Source organism: Actinoplanes sp. NPDC024001 (assembly GCF_040638955.1).
GTDB lineage: Bacteria > Actinomycetota > Actinomycetes > Mycobacteriales > Micromonosporaceae > Actinoplanes.
In genome coordinates this window covers 20,694-34,208 of the sequence record NZ_JBEZZB010000118.1, presented here as the reverse complement: position 1 = coordinate 34,208, position 13,515 = coordinate 20,694, and the positions used below count along the sequence as shown (strand labels likewise).

Sequence of the window (13,515 nt, the reverse complement as noted above, 5' to 3'; positions counted from 1 at the left end):
TCACCCCGTCGCACAACCCGCCGGACGACGGCGGGTTCAAGTACAACCCGCCGAACGGCGGCCCGGCCGACACCGACGCCACCAAGTGGATCCAGAGCTGACTACCCGCTCATCGCCGACCACGGGCTGATCGGCGACCTGCAGACCGCCGCCCTGATCACCACGGACGGCACCGTCGACTGGTGGTGCGCGCCCCGGTTCGACTCGCCGAGCGTCTTCGGCGCCCTGCTGGACGCCGAGCGGGGCGGGCACCTGACCACCCGCCCCACCGGCGGGACGTTCACCACCAAGCAGCTCTACCTGCCGGACACCGCGGTGCTGGTCACCCGGTTCCTGACCCCCGGCGGCGTCGGCGAGATCGTCGACTTCATGCCGATCGCCGCCGACGACACGGCCTCCGACCGGCACCGCCTGGTCCGGCTGGTCCGCTGCGTACGCGGCGAGATCGCCTTCTCGGTGCACCTGGCGCCGCGCTTCGACTACGGCCGGGAGAGCCACAAGACGCACGCCACCGACGACGGCGTGGTGTTCGAGGGCCCGAGCCACGCGCTGACCGTCCGGCTGATCCGCGAACCCGGCGACGAGCAACGCGGCCGCTCCTGGGTCGACGCCGACGGCGACGTGCGCGGCGAGCTGCGGCTGAGCGCCGGGCAGGTGCGCGGCCTGATGCTGGAGACCGGCGCCGGGCAGCTGCGCGACCTGCGGGTGGCCGAGGCGCTGCGGCTGTTCGACGACACCGTCGACTTCTGGTCGAGGTGGCTCGCCGGGTGCACCTACGACGGGCGCTGGCGGGAGATGGTGCACCGCTCCGCCATCACGTTGAAGCTGATGACGTACGCGCCCACCGGCGCCCTGGTCGCCGCGCCCACCGCGGCGCTGCCCGAGCAGCTCGGCGGCGAACGCAACTGGGACTACCGCTACACCTGGGTCCGCGACGCCTCCTTCTCGGTCTACTCGCTGCTCTCACTGGGCTTCACCGACGAGGCCGCCGCGCTGGGCCGCTGGCTGCGCGACCGGTTCGACGAGCAGAACGGCAAGGACGGCCCCGGCCCGCTGCGCCTGATGTACCGCGTCGACGGCTCCAGCGACCTGATCGAGGAGACCCTGCCGCACTGGTCCGGCTACCGCGGCTCGGCGCCGGTCCGGATCGGCAACGGCGCCGCCGACCAGCTGCAGCTGGACATCTACGGTGAGGCGCTGGACAGCCTCTACGTCGCCCACCGCAACGGGCTGGCCCCCGGCCATCAGGGCTGGCTGGCGATCCGCGACCTGCTCGACTGGGTGGCCGGCAACTGGTCGCAGCCGGAGGAGGGCATCTGGGAGACCCGCGGCGGGCGGCAGAACTTCACCTACGGGCGGCTGATGTGCTGGGTGGCCCTGGACCGCGGGCTGCGGATGGCCACCGAGTACGGCCGGCCCGCCCCGCTGGACACCTGGCGCCGGGAGCGCGACGCCATCTACGACGAGATCATGCAGCGCGGCTGGAGCCCCCGGCGGCAGGCGTTCCGCCAGCACTACGAGACCGAGGTGCTCGACTCGTCGCTGCTGCGCATGCCCACCGTCGGGTTCATCACCCCCACCGACCCGATGTGGACCTCGACCCTGCGCGCCATGGAGGCCGAACTGGTCACCGACAGCCTGGTCTACCGCTACGACCCGGCCGCGTCACCGGACGGCCTGCTGGGCGACGAGGGCACCTTCTCCCTCTGCACCTTCCAGTACGTGACCGCCCTGGCCGGCGCGGGTGAGCTCAGCAAGGCCCGGCTGACCTTCGAGAAGATGCTCACGTACGCCAACCACCTCGGCCTGTACTCGGAGGAGATCGGGCTGACCGGGGAGCAGCTGGGCAACTTCCCGCAGGCGTTCACCCACCTGGCCCTGATCGACGCCGCGGTGGCCCTGGACCGCCGCCTCGGCTGACGCCTGTCAGCAACCGGACACGACGGCGATCGTCTCCACGGGCGACCATCGATGACAGGCAACTCGGGCGAAGGAGAGCCGATGTCATGGACGGGCGAATCGGATTAGCCGACGCGATCGCACTGCTGCACGACGAACTGGAGGAGGCCCGGGCGAAAGGCGCCGGGCGCGAGATCCAGTTCAAGGTGGGGCCGGTCGAGCTGGAGTTCCAGGTCGAGGTGGGCCGGGAGGGCACGGCCGGCGGCAAGGTGCGGTTCTACATCGTGGAGGCGGGCGCCGAGGGGAAGCTGAGCTCGCGCTCCATGCAGCTGGTCCGCATCCACCTGGACCCGGTCGATGCCGAGACCGGGACGCAGGTCGCGGTGGCCGAGGTGGAGCGCGGGTCGGCGCCGCCCAGGCCGAGGCCGTCCGCAGCGACCGGCTGAGTCATGGAGTGTTCGAATGACGTCCTGAAAGGCCTGGAGGATCTCCTCCGGGAGTGCACCGCGCGAATCACACCGGTGGACGGATCTCTGCCCGCCGGTGCCGCGTTCTTCGTGAGCAGCACCCTGCTGGTGACCAATCGTCACGTCGTCGCGGACGCGACGGAGGTGACGGTCCAGCCGTTCGGCGCCGCGTCACGGACCGGCACCGTGCTCGCGCCGTCGATGGTGAAACCGGAGCTCGACATCGCGCTGGTCCGGGTGGACGCCGACCAGTCCATGCCGGCGGTTGTCCTGCACCGGCGACTCGACCTCGGCCCGCACCGGCTCGCCGGATTCCCCCGCGAGGACTTCTACCAGAACATGACGGGCGGCATCGAGGTTCGGCTGGCTTCGGGCAGCCCCCGGTTCCACAACGAGACGAAGAAGCCGGAACTGCTGCGGCTCAGCGAGGTGCAGATCAAACCGGGCTTCTCCGGCGGACCGGTCCTCAACGCCCGAACCGGCACGGTGACGGCGGTCTGTGTCTACTCCGAGAATCCGGACGACGACCTCGGCGGTGGGGCGCTGACGGTGGACGAGATCTTGGACGCCTACCCGCACCTGGCCACGCTCGCCGCCGAACCGCCCGACGCGACGCGACGGTGGCGTGAGGTGCTGGGCCGTTCCCACTGGGAGAGCCTCGGCCTGGTGTGGAACCCCAACGAGCAGGTCGACATCTATCTCGACGGTGATCGAAGCCTCTGGCGGATCGGCATCCGCCCGGACGACCTGGCGCTGGTGCGGACCGTACGCGACCTCGGTGACGAGTTGAGTGACGTCCTCGTCGGCTGGGCCCGGAACTCCGGGCGCCGCGACCAGTCCGAGGTGCGGCTGCTCGGCCGGTTGCTGTCCGGGGCCCTCTTCCCCGCGGAGGTCGCGGACCGGCTGCCGCGTCCCGCCGACCGCACGAGTGATCCCGTGCTGATCCGGTTGCATGTCGATCCGTCCGGTCCGCTGGCGGACCTGCCGTGGGAGTTCGCCACCGACCCGCGCGACTATGAGCGGTTCCTCGCCGCGACCGAGGGCTATGCGTTCGTCCGGGTGGACTCCCACGCGCCGATGGGCAGCGGCCGGCTGCGACCGCGAACGGCGGACGAACCGGTCGGCGTGTTCGCCATCGTGGTGCAGCCCGAGAACGTCACCTGCTGGCCTCCCGTCGTGGAGGCCGGAACCCTGATGACGTGGCCGTCGTGCGCCGAGCTCAGCGGCCAGGTCACCGGCTCGATCGAGTCACCCCGGACCGCGTCGGGCTCCGCGGCGTTCCGGTCCGACATCCTGCTGAATCCCACGCTGAACATGCTGCGGATGCACCAGCCGACGGTGCCGGTCGACATCGTGCACTACACGGGCTTCGGATATCAGGAACCCGAGATCGAGAAAGATCCCAGGTCCGGCCTGGACCGGGCATGGATCGCATGCTCGGCCGGCACCGGCATCGACAACATCCGGCCCCAGCGGGCGCGCGACTTCCTGAACATCATCAGCCGGCTCCAGCCGTCGCTGGTCATCCTGGAGTTCGGGATGCCGGCACTCGTCCCGCCCTATGACATCCACTGGAGGGGCTACCAGCCGATCGGCCCGGTCCTTCTCAGCGCCGCCACCGAGCTGGGTTTCGACACCATGGTCTGCACCCGGCCACTGCACCCGCACCAGCACGACGTCTTCAACCAGTCCTTCTACCAGCAGCTGGCGGCCGGTCAGACGGTCGAGCAGGCGGTGCAACTGGCCAGGCAGACGCTGATGACGGAAAGTTCGATCGACTTCGCCGGCTTCGGCTGGTTCACGGCCACCACCGGAAACAGTCCGCGGGCTCGCTTCTTCGACCGCCCGGAATTTCTCGAATCACGCGGCCGGATCGGGCGGCTGTCGCCCTAACGCCTGAGGGAGCGGTAGCGATGGGCAACTTACCCGGACCTGACGAGCTCGTCGTGCAGCTCGACGAACGGTTGCGCGACAAGCGGCGCATCGATCTCGGCCTGGCCGCGGCGCGTCAGTCGATCACCGATCTGCAGCCGGCGGCCGGATTCCAACAGGCCCACCAGCTTCTTCTGCAACGGGCGACCGACCTGCAGGGGGCGATCACCGACCTGACCGCCACGATGAGCCGGATCCGGGACTGCGAACGGGTGGTCCGGTTCACCGAACTCGGCTGGCCGGAACGCAGCACGGAACTCGCCGCCGAGTGCGTTGCCGACCCCTTGGCCGGCCTCGCCGACTGGCTGGACGACTGGTTCACCGGCGTCGCCGCGGTCCGGCTGGACGCCTGCGACCGGCTGACGTGGATGGCCCCCTCGCTGCCCGCGGGCACCGGACACCTGGTCCGCCGCTGCGCGGCGGCCACCAGGGCCGTGCGCGGCAGGTTCTGGGACGTAGCCGCACCGCTGCTGTGGGCCGGCGCCCGCGGCGTCACCGTGGGCGACCGGAGCGTTCCTGAACCCGAGACCCGCCAGGACCTCTGGATCCTGCTGATCCGGTTCGCCCTCGCCACCGGCAACACCGAGGACGCTCACCGGGCCTTCGACGAGGCCGGCGGCGCCCAGCCCGGACCGGTGTTGCGGGCGCTGGAGCAACGCCTCAAGTTCCTGCGCGCCGGAGCTGAGCCCCCGCGATCCGATCTGATGCGGATCGGCGCCGGCTCCCCCGCGGCGATGCTGGAGATGGCTCGCGTGCTCAACGCCGCGGCCCGCTCCGGCCAGCCCGATCTGAGCATCGACACCTGCATGTCTGCCGCCCGCAGCGCGATCTCCGCCGCCCGCTCGCTGGAGGACGCCGAGCAGGAGATCAACCGGATGCTCGAACCGATCCCGGCCGAGATCCACCTCGCCCTGGCCGAACGCGCGCTCGCCGAGGACCGGGCCGGCCTGGCCGAGCGATCGTTCCAGCAGGCGGCGACGACCGCACGTAACCGCGCGGTGAGCGCCGAGGCGCACGACCGGATCGCCGGGCTGGCCCAGCAAGCGGGCGACCGGGACACCGAGCGGCGGCATCTGCTGGCCGCCGCGACCGCCTGGAGCGACGTTCAGCACTCCGGCCGGACCCTGGCCAGCGCCCGGCGCCTGCTCGAGACCGAACCCGACCACATCGAGGCGCGATGCTTCCTCGGCGGGGCCCTGCTGCAACTGGCCTGGTCGGCGAACGACACCGACGCGCAGAACTACCTCGACCAGGCGCTCGCGGCGACCGAGGGAATCCCGGCGCTGGTCGGCGCCCAGCAAGCCGATCTCTCCAATCCACGCTGGCTGCTGGCCTGGGCGTACTTCAACGAGAGCTACGTGCGGGCCCGCAGGGCCCGCTTCGACCTGGACACCGAGACCGATCAGCAGTGGCGCGCGATGCTCGCCGCCCTGCGGGCGGTCGCGCTGCAGCCGGCGAACGGCTCGATGTGGGTCTGCCTGGCCGACGCCGCCTACGAGCTGAGCCTCTGGTCGATGGCCGAGCTGGCCGCCCGGGTGGCCGCCGGCACCGAGGCGACCCGGGAGAACCAGGCCGAGCACATCCGGGCGCTGATCAACGTGGGCGAGTTCCAGAGCGCCCTCGACGTGCTGAGCGAGCCGCACAGCGAGTTCGAGTGGAACATGAAGGCCCATCTGATGCTGCGGCTGGGCCAGCCGCAGGAGGCGGTCGGCATCTTCGCCGAGCACGCCCCGGAGTCGCACGCCGCGTGGGCCAAGAACAGCCAGATCTCCGCGCTGCTGCTGGCCGGGCGGCGGGCCGAGGCGATCGCCGCGACCAAGGACATGGACGCCTGGCTGCGCACCCGCCTCGCCGACCGGTCCAACTGGTCGGCGGCCACCCGGGTGAGCCTGCTGCTCGGCGACTACGAGCGGGTGGAGGCGTTCGCCGAGAAACTACAGGGGTCCGGCGAACACGACGGCGACATCGACCTGGCGGTCGTCCGGCTGGCGCAGGGCCGGCCGGCGGAGGCGGAGGCGCTGCTGCGCTCGTACATCGGCTCGTTCACGTCGCTGGACTCGATCGCCAGCTGGGACCACATCGAACGCCCCCTGCTCGACACGGTCATCGCGGAGCGGAACCTCAAGATGCCCGACATGGCCGGGGTGCAGCAGGCCCTGGAGCAGGTCCGGGCTCGGTTGGAGTCACGCCGGAACCCCGCCGTCGAATTCCGCAGCGCTGACGTGAAGGACGCGGACCCCGCGGTGGTGGCGGCCGCCAGGGAAATCGGCGACATCGTCATCAGCATCGCCGACGACGACGTGCCCGCCGTGGAGAGGCGCCTGGCCACGATGCACGACGCCCCACCGAACCTGGTGTCGGCCTCGCTGCACGACTGGCTCACCGCGAAGGCGCCGCCGGCTCCGGCGATACAACCGGACACACCTGTCCTGGAGGAACCCGCCGCGGAGGACGCTCAACCCGACCTGGTGCTTCTCCTGCCACCCTCCTGGTTCCCCGCCGCGGCCGGCGATCCCACCACCAGCCATCCCCTGTTCCTGCGGCACTTCCCCGAGCTGCGGCTCGGAGCGCCGGCGGAGATCCCGCCGGTCCGGGTCACCACCGACGCGGCCCTGGAACCGGCCGGCTACCGGGTGCTGCGCGACGGCGAGACCCTGGAGCAGGGCGACCTCCCGACTGGCCGGCGCCTGCTGCCCGCCGCGGCCCGCGACCTGCTACCGGCGGAGACCACCGCCGATACGGAACCGGTCGAGGAGCCCCAGCTGCGGGAACTGGGCGATTGCCTGATCCCCGAGCCGGAGGATCCCGGATCGTTCGCCGGGCTGCTCTCGCTGGCACCCCTGGAGGTGGCCGCCCGGCGGCTGGAGACCGTGGTGACACGGGGCAGATAAATCCCCCTTGCATCTGCGATGGTCGATGTCTTGCCGGGAGGGTCCCGGCGCGGGAGGCGTCCCATGCATCGACGACTGCCAGCATTACTGACCACCGCCATCCTCGGCCTGGGCGTGCTCGCCGCCCCGGCCTCCGCCGCACCGACCCCCGGCGCGGCCACGAAAACGCAGGCCACAGCCAAGTCCGTGTCGGTCACGCTGATCACCGGTGACCGGGTGACCGTGCACGGCAAGGCCGTCTCCGTCGACCCGGGCCCCGGCCGCGACCGGGTCCGGTTCCTCACCCAGACCCTCGACGGCCACCGGTTCGTGATCCCGGCCGACGCGCTCGGCCTGCTGCGCGAGGGCCGCCTGGACAAGCGGCTGTTCGACGTCACCGAACTGGCCGCCCTCAACGCCGGCGACGAGCTTCCGCTGCTCGTGGCACATCCCGACGGCGGCGCCCCGGGCGCACGGTCCGCGCTTTCCGCGGGGGAAGCGCGGGTTACGCGCGATCTGTCGGCTGTGGGCGTTCTCGCGGTCCGTGCGGACCTCACCGCCCGTTCCGCGCTCTGGTCGTCGCTCACCACCGCCACCGCCGGTCAGGCACGGGCGCTGCGCTCCGGCGTACAGAAGGTGTGGCTGGACGGCCGGCGCAAGTTGAACCTGGACCGCAGCGTGCCGCAGATCGGCGCGCCCACCGCCTGGCAGGCGGGTTATGACGGCACCGGCGTGACCGTGGCCGTCCTGGACAGCGGCATCGACCTGACCCACCCGGACTTCGCCGGGCAGATCGCCGGCACGCAGGACTTCACCGGCTCGGGCAGCGTCGACGACGAGGTCGGGCACGGCACCCACGTCGCGTCGACCGTCGCCGGCACCGGCGCCGCGTCCGGCGGCCGCTACAAGGGCGTGGCGCCCGGCGCGAAACTGCTGATCGGCAAGGTCTGCGGCACCGAGTTCTGCATGGACTCGCAGATCCTGGAAGGCATGATCTGGGCGGCCGAGCGCGCCCCGGTGGTCAGCATGAGCCTCGGCGGGCCGGACAGCCCGGAGGTCGACCCCCTGGAACAGGCCGTCAACGAGCTCACCGCGCAGCACGACACGCTGTTCGTGATGTCGGCCGGCAACTCCGGTTTCGAGGGCTACGGTTCGCTCGGCTCGCCGTCCACCGCCGACGCCGCACTGTCGGTCGGCGCCGTGGACCGCGACGACAGCCTGGCCGAGTTCTCCAGCCGCGGCCCGCGCGTCGGCGACGGCGCCGTCAAACCGGACATCACCGCGCCCGGTGTCGGCATCGTCGCCGCGCGCGCCGCCAACGACGTGATCGGCGAGCCGGCGCCGGTGGAGGGCTACTCGACGCTCTCCGGCACCTCGATGTCCGCGCCGCACGTGGCGGGCGCGGCAGCCATCCTCACCCAGCAGCACCCGGGCTGGTCGTCACGGCTGCGCAAGAACACCCTGATGGCGTCGGCGAAACCGACCGAGGGGGTCGGCTCGTTCGACCAGGGTGCGGGCCGGGTCGACGTGGCGCGGCAGATCACCCAGACGGTCACCGTCGACGAGGGCAGCATCAGCTTCGGCGTGCAGCGCTGGCCGCACGACGACGATCAGCCGATCACGAAGACGGTCACCTACCGCAACTCCGGCACCACCGCGGTCGACCTGACGCTGGCCGTCTCCGGCGGGCCGTTCACCGTGGCGGCCTCGACGCTCACCGTGCCGGCCGGCGGCACGGCGACCACCACGGTCACCGCGGACACCCGCGGCGACGACCCGGACGGGCCGATCGGCGGCTACCTCACGGCGACGGCGGCCGGGGGCGTACGCGTCTCCACCCCGATCGGCGTCGACAAGGAGGTGGAGAGCTACGACGTCACGATCCGCACGATCAACCGGGACGGCTCGCCGAACATCGACCACGCGATCCTGTTCGCCGCCCTGGACCGGTTCAAGGCCATCGAGGCGAACGACGACGAGGCCACCCAGGTGGTCCGGATCCCGAAGGGCCGCTACGGCCTGTTCGCCTACCTCTACGTCGGTGAGGAGGAGCAGAGCCTGCTGGTCGACGCCGTGGTGGTCATCGACGCCGACCGCACCATCACGATCGACGCCCGCAAGGCGGCCCCGGTCCGGCTCACCGCCCCGCAGGCGGGCGCCGGCACCGCGTTCGCCGCGATCAACGCCGACTGGATGACAGAGAACGTCGGTTACCTCACCGGCATCGGCGGGTCGACGTTCGACACGTTGTACGCCGGGCCGATCTCCGGCGCCACCGACCCGTCCCTGCTCGCCTCGGTCAACGGCACGTTCGCCGCACCGGGCGCCGCCGGCGACTTCCTCAACAGCCCGTACTCCACCGACCTGGCCTATTTCAGCCCGGGCCGGATGTTCCACGGCCTGCGCAAGTCGCCGCGGCTCTCCGAACTCGCCAAGTTCGACGCCGCCTACGCCGCCGAGGCGACCGGCGCGCGGGGCGCCAAGGCGAACCCGGCCCGCTTCACCGAGGACAGCGTCTACTGGATCGTGCCGCTGCCGTTCGATCTGCCGGCCCGGCGGACCGAGTACGTCAACCCGCAGACCCAGTGGGGCGGGTTGTTCATGCAGGAGGTGCCACCGGCGAGCGAGGACGAGTTCCCGGTCACCGTCAGCGAGCTGAACGCCGGCCGGCAGCCGGTCCGGGCCGGGCACACGTACCGGCAGGACTGGAACCGGGCGGTCTTCGGCCCGAACGTGACCCAGCCGCTGAGCGATCCGCTCTGGGTGACCCGGCAGGGTGACTTCCTGATCGCCTACCTGCCGCTGTCCAGCGACGGCGCCGGTCACCCCGGCTTCTCCTACGCGTCGACCGAGACGACGGCCCTCTACCGCGGCAACACCAAGATCGGTGAGGGTCTCCAGTTCGAGGTCCCGCCGGAGCCGGCCACCTACCGGCTGGAGGCCACCGCGAAACGGGCGGCGCCGCACACCCTCTCCACCGAGATCCGCGCGTCGTGGACGTTCCGCTCCGGCCACGTCGCCGGTGAGCAGTTCCAGCGGCTGCCGGTGCACACCGTCCGCTTCGCGCCGCGCCTGGACGACCGCAGCGCCGCCCCGGCCGGCCGTCGCTTCGAGATCCCGGTCTTCGTCGAGCACCAGCCCGGCGCCGACGTCGGCCGGGTGCGCAAGGTGAAGGTGGAGGTCTCCTACGACGACGGCAGGACCTGGCAGAAGGCCGCGGTCTCCGGCGCCGGCGACCGGCGGGTCGCGACGGTCCACCACCCGCGCGGCGCGGGCTTCGCCTCGCTGCGGATGTCCGCCGCTGACACCGCCGGCAACACCGTCGAGCAGACCCTGATCAGGGCTTACGCCCTGCGGTGAGGCAACGGAGGGGCGGGCCGCTCACTCGAGCCAATGGTTGTCGTGCTCGAGGTAGAAGGCGACCCGCTCCTCCTCGCTCATCTCCTCCAGGTGGGCCAGCCCTTCGAAGTAGCCCTCGCGCGGCGCCCCCGGCGAGAAGTGCAGCAGCATCGACGCCGGCTCCCCCGACTTGTTCTTGAACCCGTGGATGCCGCCCGCCGGCACGTGCACGTAGTCACCGGGCTCGGTCTCGATCCACCGCTCACCGTTGTAGATGAGCATGCTCCCGGACAGGATGTAGAACGACTCGGTGATCGTCTTGTGGAAGTGCGGATTCGGCCCGGTCACCCCCGGCCCGCACTCCCACCGGTACAGCCCGAACAGCCCACCGGTCGACGCCCCCGAGGACAGGTAGTGCACCCGGGTGCCGTTCGGATAGACGAGCTCCGGCTCCGTGCCGTCCGGCCGGTAGGTCGCGCTGATCTCGCCGTCGTTGCCGTCATACAGCGGAGGTGGATAACTCATAGATCAAAACCTACGCGCTCCCGCCGGTCCCGCGACTCACTCACCCCACCCGCTCCCGCCCTTCGCCACCGTCAGGGGCCGGTGCCCGGGCGTTCAGGAGACGGCGACCTCGGTGATGCGGGACCAGTCGTTGGTGCCGTTCGCCGCGTGCGTGAGGATGCGCACCTCGGTCGTCACCCGCGGCGCGAAGTCGCTGGTCACCGTCACCGCCGTGTTGCCGCGCACCGCGGCCACCGTCTGCCAGCCGCCCGGCCCGGCCACCTGGACGTCCCAGTCGCGCAGGCCGAACTGGGCGACCGGGAACTCCGCCGAGTCCACCGTGGTCACCGTCACCCGGCTGACCGTCTGCGGCGCCGCCCACCGCAGCTGCAGCCAGTCCGGCCATTCCTTGCCGGTGCTGTCCGCCCATCCGGTGCCCTTCCACCATCGCGCCGGGTCGGCGTCGCCGTCGAGCGCACCGCACGGCAGCAGGCCGGCCCGGTAGGACGAGGCGTTCACCCGCGACACCGACCGGGTCAGATCCGGTGACGGGGACGGCGGGGACACCGTCACCGGCACCTCGACACGCTGCCCCGCCCCGGTGACCCGGACCAGGTAGACACCGGGCGCCGTCCCGGTCGGGGCGCTGACCGCGACCGGCACGGTCCGTGTGTAGCCCGGCGGCAACCAGGTGGAGATCGCCCGGCGCGGCATGTGCAGCACGTCCGCGGCCGCCAGCCGCGCGTCCGCGTAGACCGGCTCCGCACCGGCGTTGGTCAGGCGCACGTCCAGCTCGACCCCGTTGCACTGTCCGGTGGTGATCGCCACGGCGCCGGGTTCCACACTCACCCGCACCACGGGCCCCGGCGGGACGAGCAGCAGCGCCACCGCGCCGGCACGCCACATCAGGCCGGCTCCAACCCGGGACGGTCCCGGTACGAGACGTACGAAGCCCGCGTCATCACCGAAGAACCGCGCCGGGTGACGTAGGGGACGACCCGGTAGTCCGCCCGCAGCGTGTCCCGGTTCAGCGAGCACCGCACATATCCCCGCTGCGCGTTGGCGAACAGCAGGTGCGGGTTGTCGGCCAGCTGCCGTTGCAGCGCCGGCGTCGTCTCACCGCCGTCCCCACCGCTGGAGATCGACGTCCCGATCAGCTCCACCCCGACCGCCGGCGTCCCCGGCGAGCGGAAGTCCACCCGCAGGTCCGCCGCATAGTTGAAGTGGATGTCCCCGGTCAGCACCACGGTCCCCGGATGCCGCGCCGCCACGTCCAGCACCGCCTGCCGATCCCCCGGATACCCATCCCATTTGTCCATGTCGAGGCGAATCCCGTAGCGCAGTTCCGTCATGATCACCTGCTGGGCGAGGACGTTCCACCGGGTGCCGGCCCGGTTCATCCCGTCGAGCAGCCAGCCCCGCTGTTCCGGGCCGAGCAGGCTGCGCTGCGGCTCGTACCGCTCGGGGCAGTCGGGTTTGACGCCGTCGCCGCACGCCTGGTCGGACCGGTACTGCCGGGTGTCCAGCACGTGCGCGGTGGCGAGGTCGCCGAAGCGCAACCGCCGGTGCAGCGGCATGCCCGCTCCGGCCGGCTGCCGCGGCCGCCGCAGCGGCTGGTTCTCCCAGTACGCCCGGTAGGCGTTGGCCCGCTGCACCAGGAAGTCCTGGGCGCTGATGTCGAACCGCGGCACCCCCGCCGCATAGTTGTCCTGCACCTCGTGGTCGTCCCAGGTCGGCACCCACGGGAACGCCGCGTGCGCGGCCTGCAGGTCCGGGTCGGTGCGGTAGAGCGCGTACCGCAGCCGGTACAGATCGAGCGTGTCGGTGGCGAGCTGGAAGATGTCGGGCAGCCGCAGCCCGCTGTCGAGCCGGCTACCGCCGGCGCTGTCCACCGCACCCTCGTACATGTAGTCGCCGAGGAAGAACACCAGGTCGAGATCTTCGGCGGCCAGGTGCCGCCAGGCGGTGAAGAATCCATCGGTGTACGACTGACAGGACGCGACCGCGAATCGCAGCTGTCGTGGGCTCGCGTTCTCCGCCGGGGCGGTCCGGGTCCGCCCGACCGCACTGAGGTGCCCGTCGCAGCGGAACCGGTAGTAGTAGACCCGCCCCGGCCGCAGCCCGCGCACGTCGACGTGCACCGCGTGCCCGTACTCGGCCCGGGCCGTCGCCGTGCCCGCCCGCACCACCCGTACGAATGCCTCGTCCTCGGCGACCTGCCACCGCACCGGCAGGCTGACGCCGCCGAGGCCGCCGGCCGGTTCGAGCGGCCGCGGCGCGAGCCGCGTCCAGAGCACCACGCCGTCCGGCAGTGGATCCCCGGAGGCGACGCCGAGGGTGAACGGGTCGTCCCGCACCGGCGCCCCGCTGACGCGCGCGACCGCGCTCACCGGGGTGAGCGCGGTCGCCAGCGCGGCTGCGCCGAGGGCGATCAGCGCGCGCCGGGGCAGCGCGGCGGCCCGCAGGTCCGGGGCCGGGCGATGGGCTGGCAGTTGGTACGGCAC

8 protein-coding genes and 1 pseudogene are annotated in these 13,515 nt (G+C 71.8%); 6 read left to right on the top strand and 3 right to left on the bottom strand.

Annotated features, from left to right (window positions below):
* The 6 genes and pseudogenes from AB0F81_RS35215 to AB0F81_RS35190 all read left to right on the top strand — a co-directional run.
* A pseudogene (locus AB0F81_RS35215) lies at positions 1-95 on the top strand (hypothetical protein); the annotation flags it as partial.
* Positions 96-111: 16 nt separating this feature from the next.
* The gene (locus AB0F81_RS35210) at positions 112-1,920 is read left to right on the top strand and encodes a glycoside hydrolase family 15 protein (protein WP_360204279.1); all 1,809 of its coding nucleotides are present in this window, start codon (positions 112-114) and stop codon (positions 1,918-1,920) included.
* A gap of 86 nt (positions 1,921-2,006) precedes the next feature.
* Positions 2,007-2,345 carry a trypco2 family protein gene (locus AB0F81_RS35205; protein ID WP_360204277.1) on the top strand — a complete coding sequence of 113 codons (339 nt, stop codon included), beginning with the start codon at positions 2,007-2,009 and terminating at the stop codon, positions 2,343-2,345.
* Positions 2,346-2,420: 75 nt separating this feature from the next.
* Positions 2,421-4,259 (top strand): serine protease, encoded by a 1,839-nt coding sequence (locus tag AB0F81_RS35200; protein WP_360204276.1) that lies wholly within the window; start codon positions 2,421-2,423, stop codon positions 4,257-4,259.
* Between the two features lie 20 nt (positions 4,260-4,279).
* Positions 4,280-7,189 carry a hypothetical protein gene (locus tag AB0F81_RS35195; RefSeq protein ID WP_360204274.1) on the top strand — a complete coding sequence of 970 codons (2,910 nt, stop codon included), beginning with the start codon at positions 4,280-4,282 and terminating at the stop codon, positions 7,187-7,189.
* Positions 7,190-7,252: 63 nt separating this feature from the next.
* Positions 7,253-10,528, top strand: a complete 3,276-nt coding sequence (locus AB0F81_RS35190) for a S8 family serine peptidase (protein ID WP_360204273.1) — start codon at positions 7,253-7,255, stop codon at positions 10,526-10,528.
* Positions 10,529-10,549: 21 nt separating this feature from the next.
* Here the strand turns inward: AB0F81_RS35190 and AB0F81_RS35185 are convergent, their stop codons facing one another.
* The 3 genes from AB0F81_RS35185 to AB0F81_RS35175 all read right to left on the bottom strand — a co-directional run bounded on the left by AB0F81_RS35185 (position 10,550) and on the right by AB0F81_RS35175 (position 13,515).
* Positions 10,550-11,032 (bottom strand): cupin domain-containing protein, encoded by a 483-nt coding sequence (locus tag AB0F81_RS35185; RefSeq protein ID WP_360204272.1) that lies wholly within the window; start codon positions 11,030-11,032, stop codon positions 10,550-10,552.
* A gap of 93 nt (positions 11,033-11,125) precedes the next feature.
* Complete coding sequence (locus tag AB0F81_RS35180) at positions 11,126-11,917, bottom strand: discoidin domain-containing protein (RefSeq protein ID WP_360204270.1); 792 nt, start codon at positions 11,915-11,917, stop codon at positions 11,126-11,128.
* Complete coding sequence (locus AB0F81_RS35175; protein WP_360204268.1) at positions 11,917-13,515, bottom strand: alkaline phosphatase D family protein; 1,599 nt, start codon at positions 13,513-13,515, stop codon at positions 11,917-11,919. The genes AB0F81_RS35180 and AB0F81_RS35175 overlap by 1 nt, the downstream gene beginning before the upstream one ends.